The organism is Streptococcus oralis (assembly GCF_003943395.1).
Lineage (GTDB): Bacteria > Bacillota > Bacilli > Lactobacillales > Streptococcaceae > Streptococcus > Streptococcus oralis_BF.
Genome location: NZ_RJPJ01000001.1, coordinates 141,724 through 167,758 on the forward strand (window position 1 = coordinate 141,724; position 26,035 = coordinate 167,758).

The 26,035-nt window shown below is 41.2% G+C and carries 20 protein-coding genes; 18 read left to right on the plus strand and 2 right to left on the minus strand.

Translation table 11 applies throughout. The annotated features are described in order from the left end of the window. Positions 1–24 precede the first annotated feature (24 nt). The 8 genes from yjbM (at position 25) to D8802_RS00775 (ending at position 7,588) form a co-directional block, all read left to right on the plus strand. Positions 25–696, plus strand: a complete 672-nt coding sequence (gene yjbM / locus D8802_RS00740; RefSeq protein WP_125394411.1) for a GTP diphosphokinase — start codon at positions 25–27, stop codon at positions 694–696. Continuing rightward, positions 680–1,498: an NAD kinase gene (locus tag D8802_RS00745; protein ID WP_125394412.1), complete on the plus strand. Its 819-nt coding sequence runs from the start codon at positions 680–682 to the stop codon at positions 1,496–1,498. The genes yjbM and D8802_RS00745 overlap by 17 nt, the downstream gene beginning before the upstream one ends. Further along, positions 1,495–2,391 carry an RluA family pseudouridine synthase gene (locus tag D8802_RS00750; protein ID WP_125394413.1) on the plus strand — a complete coding sequence of 299 codons (897 nt, stop codon included), beginning with the start codon at positions 1,495–1,497 and terminating at the stop codon, positions 2,389–2,391. Before D8802_RS00745 ends, D8802_RS00750 begins: the two co-directional genes overlap by 4 nt. A 42-nt stretch (positions 2,392–2,433) precedes the next feature. Further along, on the plus strand, positions 2,434–3,408 hold the full coding sequence (gene pta / locus D8802_RS00755; RefSeq protein ID WP_000451592.1) for a phosphate acetyltransferase: 975 nt from the start codon (positions 2,434–2,436) through the stop codon (positions 3,406–3,408). Positions 3,409–3,492: 84 nt separating this feature from the next. Next, complete coding sequence (gene mutY / locus D8802_RS00760) at positions 3,493–4,671, plus strand: A/G-specific adenine glycosylase (protein ID WP_125394414.1); 1,179 nt, start codon at positions 3,493–3,495, stop codon at positions 4,669–4,671. A 56-nt stretch (positions 4,672–4,727) separates the two neighbouring features. Beyond that, positions 4,728–5,435 carry a response regulator YycF gene (gene yycF, locus D8802_RS00765; protein ID WP_125394415.1) on the plus strand — a complete coding sequence of 236 codons (708 nt, stop codon included), beginning with the start codon at positions 4,728–4,730 and terminating at the stop codon, positions 5,433–5,435. Next, positions 5,428–6,777 (plus strand): cell wall metabolism sensor histidine kinase VicK, encoded by a 1,350-nt coding sequence (gene vicK, locus D8802_RS00770; protein WP_125394416.1) that lies wholly within the window; start codon positions 5,428–5,430, stop codon positions 6,775–6,777. The genes yycF and vicK overlap by 8 nt, the downstream gene beginning before the upstream one ends. Before the next feature lies 1 nt (position 6,778). Further along, positions 6,779–7,588 (plus strand): MBL fold metallo-hydrolase, encoded by an 810-nt coding sequence (locus tag D8802_RS00775; RefSeq protein ID WP_125394417.1) that lies wholly within the window; start codon positions 6,779–6,781, stop codon positions 7,586–7,588. A gap of 32 nt (positions 7,589–7,620) precedes the next feature. On the opposite strand, the gene D8802_RS00780 is transcribed toward D8802_RS00775, so the two are convergent. Further along, entirely contained in the window at positions 7,621–7,968 is a 348-nt protein-coding gene (locus D8802_RS00780; RefSeq protein WP_125394418.1) for a DUF6568 family protein, read from the minus strand. 110 nt (positions 7,969–8,078) lie between these two features. Further along, positions 8,079–9,797 (minus strand): phospho-sugar mutase, encoded by a 1,719-nt coding sequence (locus tag D8802_RS00785; RefSeq protein WP_125394419.1) that lies wholly within the window; start codon positions 9,795–9,797, stop codon positions 8,079–8,081. Positions 9,798–9,952: 155 nt separating this feature from the next. Between D8802_RS00785 and D8802_RS00790 the strand changes: the two genes are divergently transcribed. The 10 genes from D8802_RS00790 (at position 9,953) to glgA (ending at position 25,982) form a co-directional block, all read left to right on the plus strand. Further along, on the plus strand, positions 9,953–11,854 hold the full coding sequence (locus D8802_RS00790) for an ABC-F family ATP-binding cassette domain-containing protein (protein WP_125394420.1): 1,902 nt from the start codon (positions 9,953–9,955) through the stop codon (positions 11,852–11,854). Positions 11,855–11,857: 3 nt separating this feature from the next. After that, the gene (locus D8802_RS00795) at positions 11,858–12,721 is read left to right on the plus strand and encodes an Rgg family transcriptional regulator (protein ID WP_125394421.1); all 864 of its coding nucleotides are present in this window, start codon (positions 11,858–11,860) and stop codon (positions 12,719–12,721) included. An 80-nt stretch (positions 12,722–12,801) separates the two neighbouring features. Then, the gene (locus tag D8802_RS00800) at positions 12,802–13,980 is read left to right on the plus strand and encodes an MFS transporter (RefSeq protein ID WP_125394509.1); all 1,179 of its coding nucleotides are present in this window, start codon (positions 12,802–12,804) and stop codon (positions 13,978–13,980) included. Between the two features lie 89 nt (positions 13,981–14,069). After that, on the plus strand, positions 14,070–16,028 hold the full coding sequence (gene ligA, locus D8802_RS00805) for an NAD-dependent DNA ligase LigA (RefSeq protein WP_125394422.1): 1,959 nt from the start codon (positions 14,070–14,072) through the stop codon (positions 16,026–16,028). Positions 16,029–16,180: 152 nt separating this feature from the next. Beyond that, on the plus strand, positions 16,181–18,466 hold the full coding sequence (pulA, locus tag D8802_RS00810) for a type I pullulanase (RefSeq protein WP_125394423.1): 2,286 nt from the start codon (positions 16,181–16,183) through the stop codon (positions 18,464–18,466). Between the two features lie 195 nt (positions 18,467–18,661). Next, entirely contained in the window at positions 18,662–20,086 is a 1,425-nt protein-coding gene (locus tag D8802_RS00815) for an NADP-dependent glyceraldehyde-3-phosphate dehydrogenase (RefSeq protein ID WP_125394424.1), read from the plus strand. 276 nt (positions 20,087–20,362) lie between these two features. Further along, positions 20,363–22,291, plus strand: a complete 1,929-nt coding sequence (gene glgB / locus D8802_RS00820; RefSeq protein WP_125394425.1) for a 1,4-alpha-glucan branching protein GlgB — start codon at positions 20,363–20,365, stop codon at positions 22,289–22,291. Continuing rightward, on the plus strand, positions 22,281–23,423 hold the full coding sequence (locus D8802_RS00825) for a glucose-1-phosphate adenylyltransferase (RefSeq protein ID WP_125394426.1): 1,143 nt from the start codon (positions 22,281–22,283) through the stop codon (positions 23,421–23,423). Before glgB ends, D8802_RS00825 begins: the two co-directional genes overlap by 11 nt. Next, entirely contained in the window at positions 23,413–24,552 is a 1,140-nt protein-coding gene (gene glgD, locus D8802_RS00830) for a glucose-1-phosphate adenylyltransferase subunit GlgD (RefSeq protein ID WP_125394427.1), read from the plus strand. Before D8802_RS00825 ends, glgD begins: the two co-directional genes overlap by 11 nt. Continuing rightward, a complete protein-coding gene (gene glgA, locus D8802_RS00835) occupies positions 24,549–25,982 on the plus strand; it encodes a glycogen synthase GlgA (protein WP_125394428.1) in 1,434 nt (477 codons plus the stop codon). Before glgD ends, glgA begins: the two co-directional genes overlap by 4 nt. Positions 25,983–26,035: the final 53 nt, after the last annotated feature.

Genomic DNA, 26,035 nt, shown 5'->3' on the forward strand with positions numbered 1-26,035 from the left:
ATCAAACATTACAAGGGAGAGAGTATGACCATAGAATGGGAAGAATTTTTAGATCCTTACATTCAGGCTGTTGGTGAATTGAAGATTAAACTTCGGGGGATTCGCAAACAGTATCGTAAGCAAAACAAGCATTCTCCGATTGAGTTCGTAACGGGTCGGGTAAAACCGATTGAAAGTATTAAGGAAAAAATGAATCGCAGAGGGATTGGCTACGATACTTTGGAACATGACTTACAGGATATCGCGGGTTTGCGGGTCATGGTGCAGTTCGTCGATGATGTTCAGGAAGTTGTTGCGATTTTACGCAAACGCCATGATATGAGAGTCGTTCAGGAACGAGATTATATCAATCATCGTAAGGCTTCGGGTTATCGTTCTTATCACGTGGTTGTCGAATACACGGTTGATACGATCAACGGGGCTAAGACGATTTTGGCGGAGATTCAAATACGGACTTTAGCCATGAATTTTTGGGCTACGATTGAGCATTCGCTCAATTATAAGTATCAGGGGGATTTCCCAGAGGAGATCAAAAAACGCTTGGAGATTACAGCTAGAATTTCCCATCAATTGGATGAAGAAATGGGGAAAATCCGTGATGATATTCAGGAAGCACAGGCGCTCTTTGATCCTTTGAGTAGAAAACTAAACGACGGTGTAGGAAATAGTGACGATACAGATGAAGAATACAGGTAAACGAATTGATCTGATTGCAAATAGAAAACCGCAGAGTCAAAAGGTTTTGTATGAGCTGAAAGACCAGTTGAAAAAACATCATTTTATACTCAACGACACCAATCCTGACATCGTCATATCAATTGGTGGGGATGGGATGCTTTTGTCTGCATTTCACAAGTACGAGAATCAGTTAGATAAAGTTCGATTTATTGGCGTACATACAGGACACTTGGGATTCTACACAGATTATCGCGATTTTGAGTTGGAACAGTTGGTTACCAATCTCCAACTGGATACTGGTGCCAAGGTTTCCTATCCTGTTTTGAATGTCAAGGTGACACTTGAAAACGGAGAAGTTAAGACCTTCCGTGCATTAAACGAAGCCAGCATCCGTCGATCAGACCGGACCATGGTTGCGGATATCATCATTAACCATGTTCCGTTCGAGCGATTTCGAGGAGATGGAGTGACTGTTTCAACGCCGACGGGAAGTACTGCCTACAACAAGTCCTTGGGCGGAGCTGTCTTGCATCCTACTATTGAAGCCTTGCAGTTGACAGAGATAGCAAGTCTTAACAACCGAGTCTATCGCACTTTGGGATCATCAATCATTATTCCCAAAAAAGATAAGATTGAACTCTTACCGACACGTAATGATTACCACACGATATCTGTCGATAACAGTGTCTATTCATTCCGAAATATAGAACGGATTGAGTACCAAATCGACCATCACAAGATACACTTCGTAGCGACGCCAAGTCACACTAGTTTCTGGAATCGCGTCAAAGATGCCTTCATCGGCGAGGTGGACGAATGAGGTTCGAATTTATCACAGATGAACATGTCAAAGTCAAAACTTTTCTGAAGAAACACGAGGTTTCTAAAGGACTTTTGGCTAAGATAAAGTTTCGAGGCGGTGCTATTCTGGTCAATGATCAACCTCAAAATGCGACTTATCTCTTAGATGTTGGAGACCGCGTTGCCATTGATATTCCAGCTGAGGAAGGCTTTAAAACTCTTGAAGCCATTGATCGTCCTCTAGATATCTTGTATGAAGATGACCATTTTCTGGTTTTGAATAAGCCTTATGGAGTTGCTTCCATCCCCAGTGTCAATCATTCCAATACCATTGCCAATTTTATCAAGGGCTACTATGTCAAGCAAAACTATGAAAACCAGCAGGTTCACATCGTGACCAGGCTTGATAGAGATACATCTGGTTTGATGCTTTTTGCCAAACACGGTTATGCTCATGCACGTTTAGACAAGCAACTGCAACGAAAGTCTATCGAAAAACGGTATTTCGCTTTGGTTAAGGGCGATGGGGTTTTGGAGCCAGAAGGGGAAATTATTGCCCCGATTGCGCGTGATGAAGACTCCATTATCACGAGACGGGTTGCCAAAGGTGGGAAATACGCCCATACATCTTACAAAGTTGTAGCGTCTTATGGAAATATTCACCTAGTCGATATTCGTCTGCATACTGGGCGAACTCATCAGATCCGAGTGCATTTTTCTCATATCGGCTTTCCTTTGTTGGGAGATGATCTCTATGGAGGTAGCCTAGAAGATGGTATTCAACGCCAGGCCTTACATTGTCATTCCTTATCCTTTTATCATCCCTTCTTAGGGCGTCAGCTGGAGCTGGAAAGCCCTTTGCCAGATGATTTTAACAATCTTATTATTCAGTTATCAACTAATACTCTTTAAAATCTATTTTGAGTATAATTAATTATCTTAAAGGAGAAACTCATGGAAGTTTTTGAAAGTCTAAAAGCCAGTTTAGTTGGCAAAAATGCTCGTATTGTTCTACCTGAAGGGGAAGAACCACGTATCCTTCAAGCAACAAAACGCTTAGTAAAAGAAACGGAAGTTGTTCCTGTTTTGCTTGGAAACCCTGCAAAAATTAAAATTTATCTTGAAATCGAAGGGATCATGGATGGTTATGAAGTGATTGATCCACATCATTATCCTCAATTTGAAGACATGGTGGTTGCACTCGTAGAACGTCGTAAAGGAAAAATGTCGGAAGAAGAAGCACGTCAGGTTTTACTAGAAGATGTCAACTACTTTGGTGTTATGCTTGTCTATATGGGCTTGGTAGATGGAATGGTATCAGGAGCTATTCACTCAACAGCTTCAACAGTTCGTCCAGCTCTTCAAATTATCAAAACGCGTCCAAATGTTACTCGTACTTCAGGTGCTTTTCTTATGGTGCGTGGTACAGAACGTTACTTGTTTGGTGACTGTGCCCTTAATATCAATCCTGATGCAGAAGCTTTGGCTGAAATTGCTATCAACTCAGCGATTACTGCCAAAATGTTTGGAATTCAACCAAAAATCGCTATGTTGAGTTATTCTACAAAAGGTTCTGGTTTTGGTGATAGTGTTGATAAGGTGGTTGAAGCAACTAAACTGGCACACGATTTACGCCCTGACCTTGAGATTGATGGGGAATTGCAATTCGACGCAGCTTTCGTTCCAGAAACAGCAGCCCTAAAAGCTCCAGGTAGCAATGTAGCAGGTCAAGCAAATGTCTTCATCTTCCCAGGTATCGAGGCAGGAAATATCGGCTACAAAATAGCTGAACGCCTAGGTGGTTTTGCAGCTATCGGTCCCGTTCTACAAGGATTGAATAAACCAGTCAACGATCTATCACGTGGATGTAACCCAGATGATGTTTACAAATTAACTCTCATCACAGCAGCTCAGGCGATCAATCAATAAGAAATGGAGTCCCTTCTACTAAAGGAAGGGGCTTTTTAGTACTGAGAAAAGGACAGTTAGGAGCTTCTATGTTATACTAGATATATGTTAGATTTGAAAGAATACGGCGTTGAGATGTGGCCAGAGGAGAAGATCATTTCATTTCGTGAGAAACTCCTCAACTGGTATGATGAAAACAAGCGAGATTTGCCTTGGCGGAGAAGTAAAAATCCTTATCACATCTGGGTATCTGAAATCATGCTTCAGCAGACCAGAGTGGATACAGTCATTCCCTACTATGAACGATTTTTGGACTGGTTTCCAACTGTGGAAAGTTTGGCTAATGCGCCTGAAGAGCGTCTGCTAAAAGCATGGGAGGGGTTGGGCTATTACTCCCGAGTTCGCAACATGCAGAAAGCAGCCCAGCAGATTATGGCTGACTTTGGAGGGGAATTTCCAAACACCTATGAAGGAATTTCTAGTTTAAAAGGGATTGGTCCCTACACTGCGGGAGCAATTTCCAGTATCGCTTTTAATTTACCCGAGCCAGCAGTTGATGGTAATGTCATGCGAGTTTTGTCTCGCTTGTTTGAGGTCAATCATGATATCGGCGTTCCTAGCAATCGAAAGATCTTCCAAGCTATGATGGAAATCTTGATTGATCCAGAACGGCCAGGTGACTTTAACCAAGCTCTGATGGATTTAGGCTCTGACATAGAGGCTCCAGTTAATCCTCGACCAGAAGAAAGTCCTGTTAAGGAATTTAGCGCAGCCTATCAGAATGGAACCATGGATCGATATCCGATAAAAGAACCCAAGAAAAAGCCTCTCCCAATCTATCTCAAGGCTTTGGTTGTGCGCAATGCTCAAGGGCAATACCTACTTGAGAAAAACGAAAGCGAGAAACTCCTTGCTGGATTTTGGCATTTCCCCTTGATAGAAGTAGAGGAGTTCTCACAGGAAGAAGAACAGCTGAATCTATTTGCTCAGGTTGCTGAAAAAAGCGTTGCTTTTGGTCCAACACCCCAAGAAAGTTTTGAGCAGGATTATGATTTAGAAGTTAATTGGTCACATCAAGTATTTGATCAAGTTAAGCATGTCTTTAGTCATCGTAAATGGCATATTCAAATCCTAGCGGGTCAGGTGACAAAATCAAAACAGTTTTCTGACAGAGAAATTCGCTGGATCTCCCCTCAGAAGTTTTCTGATTATCCACTTGCTAAACCTCAACAAAAGATTTGGCAGGTTTATAAAACCGTTCTTGAAGATGAGGGCTGGAATTAGCCATTTGTGTCTTCTTTACATTTTTTTGTTATAATAGATAGAGAAAAGGTGAACATATGAAAAAAATATTAGTTGTAGATGATGAAAAACCAATCTCAGATATTATTAAGTTCAATATGACCAAGGAAGGTTATGAGGTTGTAACAGCCTTCAACGGCCGTGAGGCAATCGAGCTATTTGAAGCGGAGCAACCAGATATTATTATCCTAGACTTGATGCTACCTGAGATCGATGGTTTAGAAGTTGCTAAGACCATTCGTAAGACTAGCAGTGTGCCTATCATTATGCTCTCAGCCAAGGATAGTGAATTTGACAAGGTTATTGGTTTGGAGTTAGGGGCAGATGATTATGTGACCAAACCATTCTCAAATCGTGAGTTGCAAGCGCGTGTGAAGGCATTGATCCGTCGTACAGACCTCGCTTCAGTGGATAGTCAAGAAACTGATGAAAAGAAATCCCAACCCCTACAGATTGGCGATCTGGAAATCGTTCCAGATGCTTATGTGGCTAAGAAATACGGTGAGGAATTAGATTTGACTCACCGTGAGTTTGAGCTCTTGTACCACTTGGCCTCTCACATTGGTCAAGTCATCACTCGTGAACACTTGCTTGAGACTGTTTGGGGCTATGATTATTTTGGTGATGTTCGTACAGTGGACGTGACCATCCGACGTTTGCGTGAAAAAATCGAAGACACTCCAAGCCGTCCAGAATACATCCTAACCCGTCGTGGTGTGGGTTACTATATGAGAAATAATGATTGAAGCAATTAAACAAAGCGTTCTGAATAGAGATTTTATCTTTATCTTGATTTTAGTCGGCTTTATCTTGGTGGTCACCTTGCTATTGCTAGAAAATCGCCGTGATAATATTCGGCTAAAGCAGATTAATCAAAAGGTCAAGGATTTGATTGCAGGGGATTATTCTCGAGTTTTGGATATGCAAGGAAGCTCTGAAATCACTAACATCACCAATAACCTCAATGATTTGTCTGAGGTTATTCGTTTAACACAGGAAAATCTGGAGCAAGAAACAAAAAGGCTTAACAGTATTCTTTCTTATATGACAGATGGAGTTCTTGCAACCAATCGCCGTGGTCAGATTACCATGATTAACGATATGGCTAAGAAACAGCTGGGTATCGTAAAAGAAGAAGCATTGAACAAAAGCATCCTAGAATTGCTTAAGATAGAGGATGAATATGAGCTGCGTGACCTCATTACACAGATTCCTGAATTGATGATTGATTCCCAAAATGCTAATGGTGAATATCTTAGTCTTCGTGTGCGTTTTGCACTCATTCGTCGTGAGTCTGGATTCATCTCTGGTTTGGTTGCCGTTTTGCACGATACGACTGAACAGGAGAAGGAAGAGCGTGAGCGGAGACTCTTTGTTTCTAACGTCAGCCATGAGTTGCGGACACCTTTGACTAGTGTTAAGTCCTATCTTGAAGCCTTGGACGAGGGAGCCTTGTATGATCCTGTAGCCCCTGATTTTATCAAGGTTTCGCTTGATGAAACCAATCGTATGATGCGGATGGTGACAGATCTCTTGCATCTCTCTCGTATTGATAATGCGACTACTCGGTTGGATGTGGAATTGATTAATTTTACAGCCTTCATCACCTTTATCCTCAACCGCTTTGATAAGATGAGAAGCCAGGATGAAGAGAAAAAATATGAGCTGGTTAGAGATTATCCTATCAATTCTGTTTGGATCGAGATTGATACCGATAAGATGACCCAGGTGATTGATAATATTCTCAACAATGCTATCAAGTACTCACCAGATGGTGGGAAAATTACTGTCAGCATGAAAACCACTGAAGACCAGATGATTTTATCTATCAAAGACCAAGGTCTAGGTATTCCAAAGCAAGATTTGCCGAAGATTTTTGACCGCTTTTATCGTGTGGATCGTGCAAGAAGTCGTGCACAAGGTGGAACTGGTCTAGGTCTGGCTATTGCCAAGGAAATTATCAAACAACATAATGGCTTTATTTGGGCCAAAAGTGAATACGGTAAGGGGTCAACCTTTACCATCGTGCTCCCTTATGATAAGGATGCCGTAAAAGAAGAAGTCTGGGAGGATGAAGTAGAAGGCTAGAATGAGTGAAATAGGCTTTAAATACAGTATTTTAGCATCAGGTTCCAGTGGAAATTCCTTTTATCTGGAAACCCCAAAAAAGAAAATCTTAGTGGATGCAGGCTTGTCTGGTAAGAAAATTACCAGCCTCTTGAGCGAAATCAATCGCAAGCCTGAAGATTTGGATGCGATTTTAATTACGCATGAGCATTCTGACCATATCCATGGAGTCGGTGTATTGGCTCGAAAGTATGGTATGGACCTTTACGCTAATGAGAAAACTTGGCAGGCTATGGAAAATAGCAAGTACCTCGGTAAGGTTGATTCATCCCAGAAGCACATCTTTGAGATGGGCAAAACTAAAACCTTTGGAGATATCGACATCGAGAGTTTTGGTGTTAGCCATGATGCAGTCGCACCGCAGTTCTATCGCTTTATGAAGGATGATAAGAGTTTTGTCATGCTGACTGATACAGGTTATGTTAGTGACCGTATGGCAGGGATTGTTGAAAATGCGGATGGCTATCTTATCGAGTCCAACCACGATGTGGAGATCTTGCGAGCAGGTTCTTATGCTTGGCGACTCAAACAGCGAATCCTATCTGATCTCGGTCACCTCTCTAACGAAGACGGTGCTGAGGCCATGATTCGTGCAATGGGAAATCGGACCAAGAAAATCTACCTTGGACATTTGTCTAAGGAGAACAATATCAAAGAACTGGCTCATATGACCATGGTCAATCAGCTAGCCCAAGCTGATTTGGGTGTAGGAGTAGACTTTAAGGTTTACGATACCTCTCCCGATACCGCAACACCACTGACAGATATATAAAAAAGAAGGCGAGTGCCTTCTTTTATTGTCTTTTACAATCCTGCAAATTCTTTGATTTCTTGTGCTGACATTGAAGAGTCGCAACGGACATCGATTTGACCATCTGCAACGTGGACAAAGCCTGGAACAGTCGGGATTCCATAACGTGAACGGAATTCTTGCAACTCATTGAGTTGGCTTGGTTCTTCACTGTTGATGAAGTAGATGTGGGCTTTGGTTTCAGCGACGACAACTGCCAATGTGCCAGCAAATTTACGGCAGTAAGGGCAAGTTTTACGACCGATGAAGAAGGTCGCTGTTTCTTTATTATCAAGTGCTTCTTGAGCACGGGCAACAGTAGTCACTTCAAGGTCTTTAATATCTTCTAAAAACTGATTCATAAGAATACCTCTCTTTTTTTGATAAAACTAGTATGCCATAAAGTTTCTAAAATTGCTCGGATTTGATACGAAAAAAGATGAGATTGGCTGGTCTCATCTTTTATAGATTTTTATTTTACAAAAGCATTGATTTCTGCTTCGATGTTAGCAATTTTAGCTTGTGATTCTTCATTACTTTCACCCACAACGGCAATGTAGAACTTGATTTTTGGTTCTGTACCAGAAGGACGAACGGCAATCCAAGAACCATCCGCAAATGTGTATTTCAAGACATCGCTTGGAGGAGTGGTCAAGGTTGTTACAGTGCCATCAGCAGTAGTAGAAGTTTGTGCCTTGAAGTCTTCTGTGATTGAGATAGCAGTAGCGTTAAATTCTTTGGGACCATTGTCACGGAATTTAGCCATAATCGCTTTGATTTGCTCAGCTCCATCAACCCCTGAGAGAGTTACAGAGATAGTCTTTTCAGCGTAGTAACCGTATTCTTTGTAGATTTCTTCGATACCATCAGCAAGTGTCAAACCGCGTGAACGGTAGTAGGCAGCAAGCTCAGCAACGACAAGGACAGCTTGGATAGCATCTTTATCACGTACGAATGGTTTGATTAAGTAACCGAAGCTTTCTTCAAATCCCATCATGTAAGTGTGGTTGTGTTTTTCTTCGAATTCTTGAATCTTTTCAGCGATAAATTTGAAACCAGTCAAGACGTTGAACATGGTTGTACCGTAGCTTTCAGCAATCTTCGTTACCAAGTCAGTTGATACGATAGACTTGCAGAGAGCAGCATTTTCAGGAAGTGTTCCAGCGTTTTTGTGGGCTTCCAAGATGTACTTAGCCATGATAGCTCCGATTTGGTTACCTGAAAGGTTGAGGTAGCTACCATCTTTTTGAAGGACTTCCACACCAACACGGTCAGCATCAGGGTCGGTTGCGACAAGTACATCAGCACCTACTTTACGTCCGAGTTCTTCTGCAAGAGCAAAAGCTGCTTGGCTTTCTGGGTTCGGAGATTTTACAGTTGAGAAGTCTGGGTCTGCAGTTGCTTGTGCTTCAACAACTTGAACAGAGTCAAATCCTGCTTGAGCAAGAGCACGACGAGCCAACATTTCACCAGTACCGTGAAGTGGAGTGTAGACAATCTTCATGTCTTTACCAAATTCTTCAATCAAGGCAGGGTTGATGTTTACGTCTTTAACTTCCTTGAGGTATTCAGCATCAATAGCATCGCCAATCACTTCAATCAAGCCAGAAGCTTTTTCCGCTTCTACATCGGCAACTTCAACAGCAAATGGATTTTCGATAGCACGGATGTAAGTTGTCAAAGCATCCGCATCGTGTGGAGGCATCTGTCCACCATCTTCACCGTAAACTTTGTAACCGTTAAATGGAGCTGGGTTGTGGCTAGCAGTAATCATGATACCTGCAAAACAGTTGAGGTGACGAACTGCAAATGAGAGTTCTGGAGTTGGACGAAGGCTTTCAAATACATAAGATTTGATACGATGTTTTGCTAGAACTGCAGCAGATTCAAAGGCAAATTCTGGAGAGAAGTGACGGCTATCGTAGGCAATTGCCACACCGCGTTCTTTTTCATTTCCACCTTTTGACTCAATCAAACGAGCCAAACCTTCAGTTGCTTGACGGACAACATAGATATTGATACGGTTAGTACCAGCTCCAATCAATCCACGCATACCAGCAGTACCAAATTCAAGATTGGTATAGAAGGCGTCTTCCTTTGTCTTTTCGTCCATGTTTTCCAAATCTTGACGAAGGTAGTCTGGAAGTTCAGCAAAATCTAACCATTTTTGATAATTTTCTTGGTAAGTCATAGAGGATCTCCTTTTTTTGTAAATTCTTTTAATCGCTTTCATTATATCACGATTTATCATTTTAGTAAAACGTTAGCATAACTTTCTGAAAAAGCTTGAAATGAAATGGATTCTATAGTCTTGAACCCCTTAGGGAAACATGCTATACTACCTATATGATTATTTTACAAGCTAATAAAATTGAACGTTCATTTGCAGGAGAGGTTCTTTTTGATAATATCAATCTGCAAGTAGATGAACGAGATCGGATTGCCCTCGTTGGGAGAAATGGAGCGGGTAAGTCTACTCTTTTGAAGATTTTGGTTGGAGAAGAGGAGCCAACTAGTGGGGAAATCAATAAGAAAAAAGATATTTCTCTGTCTTATCTAGCCCAGGATAGCCGATTTGAGTCTGAGAATACCATCTACGATGAAATGCTCCATGTCTTTGATGATTTGCGTCGGACTGAGAAACAACTTCGTCAGATGGAACTGGAGATGGGTGAAAAGTCTGGCGCTGAATTGGATAAACTGATGGCGGATTATGACCGTTTGTCAGAGAATTTCCGTCAAGCAGGCGGCTTTACCTATGAAGCTGATATCCGTGCTATCTTAAATGGTTTTAAGTTTGATGAATCTATGTGGCAGATGAAAATTGCTGAGCTTTCTGGTGGTCAAAATACTCGTCTGGCTCTAGCAAAAATGCTCCTTGAAAAGCCTAATCTCTTGGTTTTGGACGAGCCAACCAACCACTTGGATATTGAAACCATAGCCTGGTTGGAAAATTACTTGATAAACTATAGCGGTGCCCTCATTATTGTCAGCCACGACCGTTACTTCTTAGACAAGGTTGCGACGATTACGCTCGATTTGACCAAGCATTCTTTGGATCGCTATGTGGGAAATTACTCTCGTTTCGTTGAACAAAAAGAGCAAAAGCTAGCAACGGAAGCTAAGAACTATGAAAAGCAGCAGAAGGAAATCGCTGCTCTGGAAGACTTTGTCAATCGTAATCTAGTACGAGCTTCGACAACCAAACGTGCCCAATCTCGCCGGAAACAATTGGAAAAAATGGAGCGTTTGGACAAACCTGAAGCTGGTAAGAAATCAGCCAACATGACCTTCCGGTCTGAAAAAACATCTGGGAATGTTGTTTTGACTGTTGAAAATGCTGCTATTGGCTATGATGGGGAGATATTGTCAGAGCCTATTAACCTTGACCTCCGCAAGATGAACGCTGTTGCGATTGTCGGACCAAATGGTATTGGTAAATCAACCTTTATCAAGTCTATTGTGGACCAGATCCCTTTTATCAAGGGAGAGAAGCATTTTGGTGCTAATGTTGAGGTTGGTTACTACGATCAGACTCAAAGCAAGTTAACACCTAGTAATACGGTTCTAGATGAACTTTGGAATGATTTTAAACTGACACCAGAAGTTGAAATCCGTAACCGTCTTGGCGCTTTCCTCTTCTCTGGTGATGATGTTAAAAAGTCAGTTGGAATGCTCTCTGGTGGTGAAAGAGCTCGTTTGTTGCTTGCCAAACTTTCAATGGAAAACAACAATTTCTTGATTCTTGACGAGCCAACCAACCATTTGGATATTGATAGCAAGGAAGTGTTGGAAAATGCCTTGATTGACTTTGACGGAACCTTGTTGTTCGTCAGTCACGACCGTTACTTTATCAATCGTGTAGCCACTCATGTTTTAGAATTGTCTGAGAATGGTTCGACCCTCTATCTAGGAGATTATGACTACTATGTTGATAAAAAGGCTGAAATGGAAGTCAGCCAGACAGAAGAAACTTCAACTAGCAATCAAGCAAAAGAAGCAAGTCCAGCTAATGACTACCAGGCCCAGAAAGAAAGTCAAAAAGAAGCTCGCAAGCTCATGCGCCAAATAGAGAGTTTAGAAGCTGAAATCGAAGAGTTAGAAACTCAAAGTCAAGCCATTTCTGAACAAATGCTGGAAACCAACGATGCTGAAAGGCTCATGGAATTGCAGACTGAACTGGACAAAATCAGCCATCGTCAGGAAGAGGCTATGCTTGAGTGGGAAGAATTATCGGAGCAGGTGTAAGAAATGGAACATCTTGGAAAGGTATTTCGTGAATTTCGAACAAGTGGGAAATACTCCTTGAAAGAGGCGGCAGGTGAATCATGTTCAACATCTCAATTATCTCGCTTCGAACTTGGAGAGTCTGATTTGGCAGTTTCTCGTTTCTTTGAGATTTTGGATAATATTCATGTGACTATTGAAAATTTCATGGACAAGGCTAGAGATTTTCAAAATCATGAACATGTTGCCTTGATGGCACAGATTATTCCGCTTTACTACTCAAATAATATTGCTGGTTTTCAAAAGCTTCAAAAGGAACAGCTTGAGAAAGCAAAGAGTTCGACCAATCCCCTCTATTTTGAGCTGAATTGGATTCTGCTACAAGGACTGATTTGTCAAAGAGATGCTCGTTACAGGATGAGGCAGAGTGATTTGGAAAAGGTAGCAGATTATCTTTTTCAAACAGAAGAATGGACCATGTATGAGTTGATTCTTTTCGGAAATCTCTATACTTTCTACAATGTGGACTATGTGGCTCGGATTGGCAGAGAAGTCATGGAGCGAGAAGGCTACTACAAAGAAATTGGTCGGCATCGTAAACTTGTTTTGATTTTAGCTCTTAACTGTTACCAGCATTGTTTGGAGAATCGTTCTTTTGCGAATGCGGACTATTTTGAGGGCTATGTGGAGAAGTTGATTGGAAATGGTATCAAGCTTTATGAGCGCAATATCTTCCACTATCTCAAAGGTTTCGCCCTCTACCAGAGAGACTTGAAAGAAGAAGGTTGTAGTCAGATGCAAGAAGCCATGCATATTTTTGATGTGCTTGGACTTCCAGAGCAAGTGGCTTACTATCAGGAACATTATGAAAAATTTGTAAATGCTTAAATTTCCCAAATAAGGGAAATTCAAAGAGACTCCTTTCAGTTTTGATACAATAGTTTCAAAATTTGAGAGGAGTTTTTTATATGAATCGACATGCAATCCAGTTGATTAGTCGTGGGGCTATTAATAAAATAGGGAATATGCTCTATGACTATGGAAATAGTGTTTGGTTAGCATCAATGGGAACGATAGGACAGACTGTTCTTGGTATTTACCAAATTTCTGAACTCGTCACATCGATTCTGGTCAATCCCTTTGGCGGAGTGATTTCAGACCGATTTTCGCGTCGCAAAATTTTGATGACGACAGACTTGGTTTGTGGTATTCTCTGTTTAGCTATTTCTTTCATCAGAAATGATAGCTTGATGATTGCTGCTCTGATCTTCGCAAATATTGTTCAGGCGATTGCCTTTGCATTTTCTCGTACAGCCAACAAAGCCATTATAACTGAGGTTGTAGAGAAAGACGAGATTGTGACCTATAATGCTCGCTTAGAGCTCGTTTTGCAGGTTGTAGGAGTCAGTTCTCCGGTGCTTTCTTTTCTCGTTTTACAATTTGCCAGTCTCCATATGACGCTCGTTTTAGATGCCATTAGTTTTTTCATCGCATTTACCTTAGTAGCTTTTCTCCCCAAAAAAGAGACTCAGGAACAAGAGAAAAAGACTTTTAGTTGGAGAAATATTTTTGCTGATATGAAAGAAGGACTTGCCTATATCTGGCACCAGCAAGAAATCTTTTTCCTTCTGATAGTAGCTTCCAGTGTTAATTTCTTTTTTGCAGCTTTTGAATTTCTCCTCCCTTTTTCAAATCGACTTTACGGGGTAGAAGGAGCTTATGCGAGTATTTTGACTATGGGCGCTATTGGTTCGATTATCGGAGCTCTTCTAGCTAGTAAAATAAAGGCAAGTGTTTATAATCTTTTGATTCTATTGGCTTTGACTGGAGTTGGAGTTTTTATGATGGGGTTACCACTGCCAACTTTTCTTTCCTTTTCTGGAAATTTAGTTTGTGAACTGTTTATGACGATTTTTAATATTCACTTTTTTACTCAGGTGCAAACCAAAGTTGAGGGGGAATACTTGGGGAGAGTGCTAAGTACAATTTTTACATTAGCCATTCTATTTATGCCGATTGCAAAAGGCTTTATGACGGTGCTGCCAAGTGTACATCTCTCTTCTTTTCTGATAATTGGAAGCGGGGTTATTGCCCTGTCTTGTTTATCCCTCGTTTATGTGCGAAGTCATTTTAAAAAAGAGTTATAATTTCTCTTTTTAAGAAAATATTTTACTACGAACCATTTTTCAGTCCTTCTCTATTGTGAGGAGGGCTTGATTTGTGGTAAAATGGGATTATGAATGAAAGAATGAATGAGTTAGTTGCCTTACTCAACCGCTATGCGACCGAGTACTATACGAGTGATAATCCCTCGGTGTCAGATAGCGAGTATGATCGTCTCTACCGAGAGTTGGTCGAGTTGGAAACTGCCTATCCAGATCAAGTTTTAGCAGACAGTCCGACCCATCGCGTTGGTGGTAAGGTTTTAGATGGTTTTGAAAAATACAGTCATCAGTATCCTCTTTATAGTTTGCAGGATGCTTTTTCACGTGAAGAGTTAGAAGCTTTTGATGCGCGTGTTCGCAAGGAGTTAGCCCATCCCACTTATATCTGTGAGCTGAAAATCGATGGTTTGTCTATCTCACTTACGTATGAAAAGGGGATTTTTGTCGTTGGGGCGACACGTGGAGATGGTTCTATTGGTGAGAATATCACAGAAAACCTCAAGCGTGTCAAGGACATTCCTTTGACCTTGCCAGAAGAACTTGATATTACCGTTCGTGGGGAGTGTTACATGCCACGCGCTTCTTTTGACCAGGTCAACCAAGCTCGCCAAGAAAATGGAGAGCCTGAATTTGCCAATCCTCGTAACGCAGCTGCAGGAACCCTCCGTCAGTTGGATACAGGAGTAGTAGCTAAGCGCAACCTTGCGACTTTTCTCTATCAAGAAGCTAGCCCTTCTACTCGTGATAGTCAAGAAAAGGTCTTGAAGCATCTTGAACAGCTTGGCTTTGTGGTTAATCCTAAACGAATTCTGGCTGAAAACATAGATGAGATATGGGAGTTCATTCAAGAAGTAGGACAAGAACGGGAGAAACTACCTTACGATATCGATGGAGTGGTCATCAAGGTCAATGATCTAGCTGGTCAAGAAGAACTTGGTTTTACAGTTAAAGCGCCTAAGTGGGCAGTAGCTTACAAATTTCCTGCTGAGGAAAAAGAAGCCCAACTGCTCTCAGTTGACTGGACAGTAGGTCGTACGGGTGTTGTGACCCCAACTGCCAATCTGACACCAGTTCAGCTTGCTGGGACAACTGTTAGCCGTGCAACTCTCCACAACGTAGATTATATTGCTGAAAAAGATATCCGCAAAGACGATACGGTTATCGTCTATAAGGCTGGAGATATCATCCCTGCTGTTTTGCGTGTAGTAGAGTCCAAGCGTGTTTCTGAAGAAAGACTAGATATTCCGACTAATTGTCCAAGTTGTGACAGTCAATTGCTTCATTTTGAAGATGAAGTAGCCCTGCGTTGTATCAATCCTCGCTGCCCTGCCCAAATCATGGAAGGTTTGATTCACTTTGCCTCTCGAGATGCCATGAATATTATAGGGCTTGGTCCATCTATCGTTGAAAAACTTTTTGCTGCTAATCTGGTTAAGGATGTGGCAGATATTTACCGTTTGAAAGAAGACGATTTCCTCCTTTTAGAAGGTGTCAAGGAAAAGTCTGCTTCTAAACTGTATCAGGCTATTCAAGCATCAAAGGAAAACTCTGCTGAAAAGCTCTTGTTTGGTCTGGGAATTCGCCATGTTGGAAGCAAGGCTAGTCAGCTCTTGCTCCAACACTTCCACTCTATTGAAAATCTAGCCCAAGCAGACCCAGAGGAAGTGGCAAGTATCGAGAGCTTGGGTAGTGTGATTGCTCAAAGTCTTCAGACTTATTTTGCTACAGAAGGATCGAAGATTCTCTTAGATGAGTTGAAAGAAGCTGGAGTCAATCTGGACTACAAAGGACAGACAGTAGTAGCAGATGCGGCCTTGTCAGGTTTGACCGTTGTACTCACGGGGAAATTGGAACGTCTCAAACGCTCAGAAGCAAAAAGTAAACTTGAAAGTCTAGGTGCCAAAGTAACAGGCAGTGTATCCAAGAAAACGGATCTTGTCGTAGCAGGAGCAGATGCAGGAAGCAAACTCCAAAAAGCTCAAGAACTTGGTATCGAAGTTCGAGATGAAGCTTGGTTGGAAAGTTTGTAACGATAGTAAAAACAAGGTGTCAGATAGTCTGAAACTGTCTCTCCTGATGTGTTTTGACATGGTTAAAATCTGTTGTCCATTGTGATGAAATGCCAACTGAATCCATCCGCACCAAATAAAATTAAAATAGAAATTAGAAATTAGGAAAAAACATGTACAATTATCCCGTTCTACTCCATTTTCATAGAAAAAATGGAGATTATACAGCTTGCTCATTTAGCACAGACCGAGATGAAAACAAAAGCTCTTTAACTTCAGAGACCACTTATTTTGGTCTTCAGTTTTCTTTTACCGTGACCAGTCAGGAGAAGGTGGATAGTTTCACCTTCAAAGCCGAGATAGATGGTGTATTAAAAGAATATCTTGTACGTTTTAACTACTATCCCTTGCTGACAGAAGCATGGATTTTAGAGGGAGACGAGACTGTGTATTATTCAGAAAATCCAGCTATTGCTAGTCCATATTATAAGGATCAGAATCCATTTGCCTTTGATAAAGCCATCCATAGCGCAAGCTTTGATCATCACTGGGGATACCAAGGAGAACTAGGTTACAGCCTTTCAGATTATCAGACAAGCTTTAAACTTTGGGCTCCAACAGCTACAGCTGTTCAGGTGGTTGTCTATGAAAACACTAGTAACGATGCACCGATTTGGAAAACCTTTAATCTAGAGCGTGGGAATAGCTATTCATATAGTCATAAGTACAATACCATTGGTGTGTGGAGTCTAGACTTAGATGAAAATCTTGCTGGTAAGGCTTATCAGTATCAAATTGAATTTCCTCACCACCAGACTTTGACGAGAGACCCTTACACGATTGCCACAAGTCCTGACGGAAAACGTTCCGTAATTCTTTCTCATCAAGACAGACAAGTAGAAAGATTCGAAGTCAAACATGGGACAGAAGCGCCATGGCGTTTGGAGAATCCATGTAAAGCAGTTATCTGTGAAATGCATATTCGTGATTTTACAAAATCGCCTACATCTGGTGTTCCTGAAGAACTCCGCGGAACCTTCTTGGGTGCTGCTCAGACTGGAACGGTTAACCAATACGGTCAAGCAACCGCCTTTGACTATATCAAAGAACTTGGTTGCAACTATGTTCAGCTCCAACCAATCTTTGATCGTCATAAGGAATACGACGAGGATGGAAATGTAACCTATAACTGGGGTTATGACCCTCAAAACTACAACGCCCCTGAAACAAGTTTCTCTAGTAATCCAGATGATCCCGGACAGGCTATTCGAGACCTCAAGACCATGATTCAGGCTTATCATGATGCAGGAATCGGTGTCATTATGGACGTGGTTTATAACCATACCTTCTCAACAGTGGACGCTCCATTCCAGACAACTGTTCCCGATTATTTCTATCGTATGAATCGTGATGGAACTTTTCAAAACGGTACGGGGGTAGGAAATGAAACTGCAAGTGAACACGAGATGTTCCGCAAATATATGATTGATTCCATCCTCTATTGGGTGAAAGAATATAATATTGACGGTTTCCGTTTCGACTTGATGGGCATTCATGATGTCAAAACTATGCAGGCAATTCGTTGGGCACTGGATGAGGTCGATCCGCGTATTATCACTTATGGAGAAGGCTGGGATATGGGAACAGGTCTTGCTCCTTATGACAAGGCTAAGAAGGACAATGCCTACCAGATGCCAAATATCGGTTTCTTCAATGATAATCAGCGTGATGCGGTCAAAGGAGGAGAAGTTTATGGTTCAATCAAGTCAGGATTTGTAAGTGGTGCTGCTACAGAACCAATCGTCGCCAAGGCTATTCTTGGTAGCCGAGAATTGGGATCTTATCTCAGTCCAAACCAAGTCCTTAACTACGTGGAAGCCCATGATAATTACAACTTGCATGACTTGTTGGCAACCCTTCATCCCGATCAGAGTTCCGACCAGATTATGCGTAAGGTCGAGACAGCGACAGCCATGAACCTTCTCATGCAAGGTATGTCCTTTATGGAACTTGGTCAAGAGTTTGGTCGAACTAAGTTGATTCCAACTGGTGAACACGGAGAACTCACTCCAGCAGACCGAGAACGCGCTATGAACAGTTACAATGCACCTGATAGTGTCAATCAGGTAAACTGGGATTTGATCAATGAAAGACAAGAAAGCATTGAGTTTGTCCGTCAGATTATTCGACTGAAAACACAGACCAGTGCCTTCTCCTATCCTACATACGAAGAAGTTTACCGTCATGTCTTTGTCCACACAGCTGCTGAAAATAGCGGGTGGATTGTCTATGAGATTCACGGTGGATCAGAACATCTATTAGTGGTATTTAATGCTAAGGGAACCTCCTTCTACTTTGAAAATGCAGGTAAGCTTGAAATGCTTGTGACCAATAGTCGTTCGAAACAAGAAAATGTCATTGATGATATTAGTGTCGCAGTTTTAAAAGTGCTCTCATAAATTAATGTAGTAAAAAGGGTTAGATTATCTAATCCTTTTTGTCATTTATGAGGTTTTTAATGAAGAGTAGAATTAAGTTTCAAATAATTTGAAGGATCAAGATTGTGAAAAAAATCTCAATTTTTTCACAAAAAGGGTTGTAATTTTCTGAAAATTTGATAAAATAAGTCTTAATCATTTTCAGGAGGAAGAAAATTGGCAAGATATCAAAATTTAGTAAATGGAAAATGGAAATCATCAGAGAATGAGATTACCATCTATTCTCCCATCAATCAGGAAAAGCTGGGGACAGTACCAGCTATGAGTCAAACTGAAGTAGATGAGGCTATGAAAGCTGCGCGTGCAGCTCTCCCAGCATGGCGTGATTTAGCACCAGTTGAGCGTGCAGCCTATCTGCTTAAGACAGCAGATATTTTGGAACGTGATAAAGAAAAGATTGGTACAATTCTTGCCAAAGAGGTTGCTAAAGGGATTAAAGCAGCCATTGGAGAAGTAGTACGTACAGCAGATTTGATTCGTTTTGCTGCTGAGGAAGGTCTCCGTATCACTGGGCAAGCAATGGAAGGTGGCGGTTTTGAAGCTGCAAGTAAAAACAAACTAGCCGTTGTCCGTCGTGAGCCAGTTGGAGTTGTGTTAGCTATCGCGCCATTTAACTATCCAGTTAACCTTTCTGGATCTAAGATTGCTCCGGCTTTGATTGCAGGAAATGTCGTCATGTTTAAACCACCAACACAAGGATCTATCTCAGGTCTGTTATTAGCCAAGGCTTTTGATGAGGCAGGTATTCCAGCAGGAGTATTTAATACGATAACTGGCCGTGGTTCTGAAATCGGTGACTACATCATTGAACACAAGGAAATTAACTTTATCAACTTTACCGGCTCGACTCCAATTGGTGAGCGAATCGGTCGTTTAGCTGGAATGCGTCCTATCATGCTTGAACTTGGTGGGAAAGATGCAGCTATCGTTCTCGAAGATGCAGACTTGGAACACGCAGCTAAACAAATCGTCGGTGGAGCCTTTAGCTATTCAGGACAACGTTGTACTGCCATCAAGCGTGTCTTGGTTGTGGAAAGTGTAGCGGATAAATTGGCTGAATTACTTCAGGCAGAAGTTGCTAAGCTAACCGTTGGTGACCCATTTGACAATGCTGATATCACACCTGTTATTGACAATGCTTCAGCTGACTTCATCTGGGGATTGATTCAGGACGCTCAAGAAAAGGGTGCCAAAGCGCTTAGTCCAATCAAACGTGAGGGCAATCTCATTTGGCCAGGACTTTTTGATTATGTCACAAGAGATATGAAATTAGCCTGGGAAGAACCATTTGGACCTGTTCTCCCAATTATCCGAGTTGCAGATGCCAATGAAGCACTAGAAATTGCCAATGAATCTGAGTTTGGTCTTCAATCATCCGTGTTCACAAATGATTTTAAAAAAGCGTTTGAAATCGCTGAAAAACTTGAAGTCGGTACTGTTCATATTAATAATAAAACGCAACGTGGGCCAGATAATTTCCCATTCCTTGGGGTCAAAGGATCTGGTGCTGGTGTGCAAGGGATTAAATACAGCATTGAAGCAATGACAAATGTCAAATCCATTGTTTTTGATGTAAAATAATTTATAAAATCAGGAAATAACATTCCTGATTTTTATTTTTACTAAAAAATCCAGTTTAAAATTTAAAAATAACGAATGTTTTGGTATTATACTAAGAAAATATATGCAAATCGTTTATTTTTTTCAACAATTAAATGAAAAATCATATAATGTTAAGATATATTTTCTAAAATTTTCAAGATATTTTTTAAGAAATTCCGTAAACTGCTTGAAAGTTCTTTTAAAAGATAGTATAATAGAATTATAGAAAACGCTTACAAAAAGAAAGGGGATTGGATGAATAATCAAGAAGCATTGAGAACCTTCACTACTGGAGAAAATTTTCATCTCCAGCACTATCTAGGAGCACATAAAGAGGAAAAAGACGGAGAAATTGGTTTTACTTTCCGTGTTTGGGCACCTAACGCTCAGGCTGTGCACTTAGTTGGTGATTTTACAAACTGGACAGAGCATCAAATTCCCATGGTTCGTAATGAAGCAGGTGTTTGGGAAGTCTTCACAAGTCTGGCTTATGAAGGGCAGATTTATAAGTATCATATCACGCGTGCAAATGGGCACCAGATTATGAAAATTGATCCGTTGGCGGTTCGTTTTGAGGCCCGCCCAGAGACTGGAGCCATCCTGACTGATATTCCAGAGAAAAAATGGAAAGATGGTCTTTGGCTAGCTAGGAGAAAACGCTGGGGCTTTTTTGAGAGACCAGTCAATATTTATGAAGCTCACGCTGGATCTTGGAAGAGAAATCCAGATGGTAGTCCATACAGCTTTGCACAACTCAAGGAAGAACTCATTCCATACCTTGTTGAGATGAATTACACTCACATCGAGTTTATGCCTTTAATGGCTCACCCACTTGGATTAAGTTGGGGCTACCAGCTTATGGGTTACTTTGCTATGGAGCATTCTTACGGGCGACCAGAAGAATTCCAAGATTTTGTTGAGGAATGTCATTTAAACAATATCGGTGTAATTGTGGATTGGGTTCCAGGTCATTTTACCATCAACGATGACGCCCTTGCTTATTACGATGGAACACCAACTTTTGAATACCAAGACCATAATAAGGCCCATAACTACGGTTGGGGAGCTCTTAACTTTGACCTTGGGAAGAATGAAGTTCAGTCCTTCTTGATTTCTAGCATTAAATTCTGGATTGAATTTTATCATTTAGATGGTATTCGAGTGGATGCAGTCAGCAATATGCTCTACCTAGACTATGATAATGCTCCTTGGACTCCAAACAAAGACGGTGGCAATCTCAACTACGAAGGCTACTATTTCCTTCAACGTTTGAACACTGTTATCAAGTTAGCTCATCCAGATGTGATGATGATTGCAGAAGAAAGTTCATCAGAAACAAAGATTACTGGTATGAAAGAAATGGGTGGTCTAGGATTTGACTACAAGTGGAATATGGGTTGGATGAACGACATTCTCCGTTTCTACGAGGAAGATCCGATTTATCGTAAGTATGATTTTAACTTGGTAACCTTCAGCTTCATGTACGTTTTCAATGAAAACTACCTCTTACCATTTTCACATGATGAAGTCGTTCATGGTAAGAAAAGCATGATGCACAAGATGTGGGGTGATCGCTACAATCAATTTGCAGGTTTGCGAAATCTCTACACTTATCAAATTTGTCATCCAGGTAAGAAACTCTTGTTCATGGGAAGCGAATATGGTCAGTTCTTAGAGTGGAAGTCTGAGGAACAGCTAGAATGGTCTAACTTGGAAGATCCAATGAATGCTAAGATGAAGTACTTCACTTCTCAACTCAATCAATTCTATAAAGAGCATCGTTGCCTTTGGGAAATTGACACCAGCTACGACGGCATCGAAATTATCGATGCGGATAATAGAGATCAGAGTGTCCTTTCCTTTATTCGTAAGAGTAAAAAGGGTGAAATGCTAGTCTGTGTCTTTAATATGGCGCCTGTTGAACGAAAAGACTTTACAATCGGACTTCCTGTCGCAGGAGTTTATGATGAAGTTTGGAATACAGAATTGGAACAATGGGGTGGTGTCTGGAAAGAATACAACCAAACGGTTCAAACCCAAGAAGGATTATGGAAGGATTATGAGCAGACCTTGACCTTCACCTTGCCAGCTATGGGGGCAAGTATCTGGAAGATTAAACGTCGCTTGAAACCAACTAAAACTGTCACAAATAAAACCCAAAAAGGAGTAGAAAATGAAGAATGAAATGCTAGCTTTGATCCTTGCCGGTGGGCAAGGAACACGTCTCGGAAAACTCACTCAAAGCATTGCCAAACCAGCAGTGCAATTCGGTGGGCGCTACCGTATCATTGACTTTGCTCTTTCCAACTGTGCTAACTCTGGGATTCACAATGTCGGTGTGATTACACAATACCAGCCTCTTGCCTTGAACAACCACATCGGAAATGGTTCGAGCTGGGGACTAGATGGCATTAATACAGGTGTTTCTATCCTTCAACCCTACTCTGCAAGTGAAGGAAACCGTTGGTTTGAAGGGACTAGCCACGCTATCTACCAAAACATTGACTACATCGACAGTGTTAACCCAGAATACGTTTTGATCCTTTCTGGTGACCATATTTACAAGATGGACTATGATGACATGCTCCAATCTCACAAGGACAACAATGCCAGTTTGACAGTAGCTGTCTTGGATGTACCCCTCAAAGAAGCTAGCCGTTTTGGTATCATGAATACAGATGCCAATAATCGTATCGTTGAATTTGAAGAAAAACCAGCCGAACCTAAGTCTACCAAAGCTTCTATGGGGATTTATATCTTTGATTGGCAACGTCTCCGTAATATGCTGGTAGCTGCTGAAAAGAACAAGGTAGATATGTCAGACTTTGGTAAAAACGTTATTCCAAATTACCTTGAGTCTGGAGAAAGCGTTTATGTTTATGAGTTCAAAGGCTACTGGAAAGACGTTGGTACTATCGAGTCTCTATGGGAAGCAAATATGGAATACATTGATCCAAATAACGCTTTGGATAGTCGTGATCGTCAGTGGAAAATCTACTCACGGAACTTGATTTCACCACCAAACTTTATTGGAAAACACGCTCATGTAGAAGATTCTTTAGTTGTGGATGGCTGTCTCGTGGATGGAACTGTTAAGCATTCTATTCTCTCAACAGAAGCGCAAGTACGTGAGGGTGCTGAGGTAGTAGACTCTGTAATCATGAGTGGTGCCATTATCGGAAAAGGTGCAAAAATTAAACGTGCCATCATTGGTGAAGGTGCTGTTATTTCTGAAGGTGTCGAAATTGATGGAACAGACGAAGTACAAGTAGTAGGATATGATGAAGTAGTGGGGGTAGCAACAGATGAAGATTGATAAATATTCAGCCATTTTAGGAAACACCGTTGGTTTTCACGATATGTCAACTTTGACAGATCATCGTCCAGTAGCCAGCTTGCCATTTGGAGCAAAATATCGTTTGATCGACTTCCCTCTTTCTAGCCTTGCAAATGCTGGTGTTCGTAGTGTCTTTGGAATTTTCCAACAAGATAATATCAGTTCAGTCTTTGACCACATTCGTTCAGGACGTGAGTGGGGCTTATCTACCCTTCTCAGTCACTACTATCTAGGTATTTATAATACGCGTGTTGAAAGTAGCACAGTTGGGAAAGAATATTACCAACAGCTTCTCACTTATTTGAAACGTTCAGGGTCAAATCAGACGGTTGCACTTAACTGTGATATCGTGGTGAATATTGACCTCAATCAAGTATTCCATTTACATACTACTGCCGGTCGTCCGATTACAGTTGTTTATAAGAAATTACCTAAAAAGGATATTTCAGATGTTAATGCCATCTTGGAAGTGGATGAAACAGACCGTGTTCTTTCTCATAAACTTTTTGATGCCAAATCAACAGATGAACTTTTCAACATGTCTACAGATATATTCGTCGTTGATACTCCGTGGTTGATTAAGCGTTTGGAAGAAGAAGTTCAAAAAGAATACCCAGAAAAATTACGCTATGTTTTACGTGAGTTGGCAGCTAAAGAAGGTGCTTTTGCTTATGAATACACTGGCTACCTAGCCAATATTCACTCTGTTCAATCCTATTATCAAGCCAATATTGATATGCTTGAGTCTCAAAAATTCTACTCTCTCTTCTCACCTAACCAAAAGATTTATACCAAGGTTAAGAATGAAGAACCAACTTACTACTCAAACACCTCTAAGGTAAGTACTTCGCAGTTCGCCTCTGGTAGTATCATAGAGGGTGAAGTAGTTCAGTCGGTCCTATCACGTAATATTCACGTTCATAAGGATAGTCTAGTTAAAGACAGCCTTCTCTTCCCACGTGTTTTGATTGGCCAAGGTGCCCAAGTTGAGTATGCAATCTTGGACAAAGGGGCTGAAGTTGCTGACGGTGTCGTTATTCGCGGTACTGCAGAACACCCAGTTGTAGTCAAAAAAGGCGAAAAAGTTACAGAGGATATTCATTCATGAAAATTTTATTCGTAGCAGCAGAGGGTGCGCCCTTTTCAAAAACAGGTGGTTTGGGAGATGTCATTGGCGCTCTTCCAAAATCACTGGTAAAGGCAGGGCACGAAGTTGCGGTTGTCTTACCTTACTATGACATGGTAGAGGCTAAGTTCGGCGACCAGATTGAGGATGTTCTTCACTTTGAAGTGAGTGTAGGATGGCGTAGACAGTACTGTGGTATTAAGAAGACCGTCTTGAATGGTGTTACTTTCTACTTCGTAGACAATCAAACGTATTTCTTCCGAGGTCATGTTTACGGAGATTTCGATGATGGTGAACGTTTTGCCTTCTTCCAACTGGCTGCTCTTGAAGCCATGGAGCGAATTGATTTCATTCCAGATATTCTCCATGCCCATGATTATCACACCGCTATGATTCCTTTTCTCTTGAAGGAAAAATACAGATGGATTCAGGCATATCAAGGAATCAAGACCGTTTTAACCATTCACAATTTGGAATTCCAAGGTCAATTTTCTGAAGGAATGTTGTGGGATTTGTTTGGTGTTGGTTTTGAACGGTATGCTGATGGGACCCTTCGTTGGAATGACTGTCTTAACTGGATGAAAGCAGGTATTCTCTATGCGGATCGTGTCTCAACCGTATCGCCTAGCTATGCGCACGAGATTATGACCAGTCAGTTTGGTTGCGGTTTGGATCAGATTCTTCGCATGGAGTCAGGTAAGGTTTCAGGTATTGTCAATGGTATCGATGCAGATCTTTATAATCCTCAAACAGACCCGCTTTTAGACTATCATTTTGATAAGGATGACTTGTCAGGAAAAGCACAAAACAAAGCAAAATTGCAAGAGAGAGTTGGTTTACCAGTACGAGCAGATGTTCCGCTAGTTGGGATTGTCTCTCGTTTGACACGCCAAAAAGGCTTTGATGTTGTTGTTGAAAGCTTGCATCATTTCTTGCAAGAGGACGTTCAAATAGTCCTTTTAGGAACAGGTGACCCAGCTTTTGAACATTCCTTCTCCTGGTTTGCTCAAGTCTATCCTGACAAGCTATCAGCAAATATCACTTTTGACGTCAAACTTGCTCAAGAAATTTACGCAGCTTGTGATCTCTTCCTCATGCCAAGTCGTTTTGAACCATGTGGCTTGTCTCAAATGATGGCGATGCGTTATGGAACGCTACCATTGGTTCATGAAGTGGGTGGATTGCGTGATACAGTTCAATCCTTCAATCCAATCGAAGGAAGTGGAACTGGATTTAGCTTTGATAATTTAACACCTTACTGGCTTAACTGGAGTTTCCAAATAGCCTTGGATGTATATAAGTACCAGCCGGACGTTTGGAAAAATCTACAAAAACAAGCTATGGAATGCGATTTCTCATGGGATACAGCCTGCAAATTTTACCTGGACTTGTACCATAATTTAGTCAACTAATAGATAAAATCGTATGATTCTTTCATACGATTTTTGGGCTGTTTAGAAAAGAG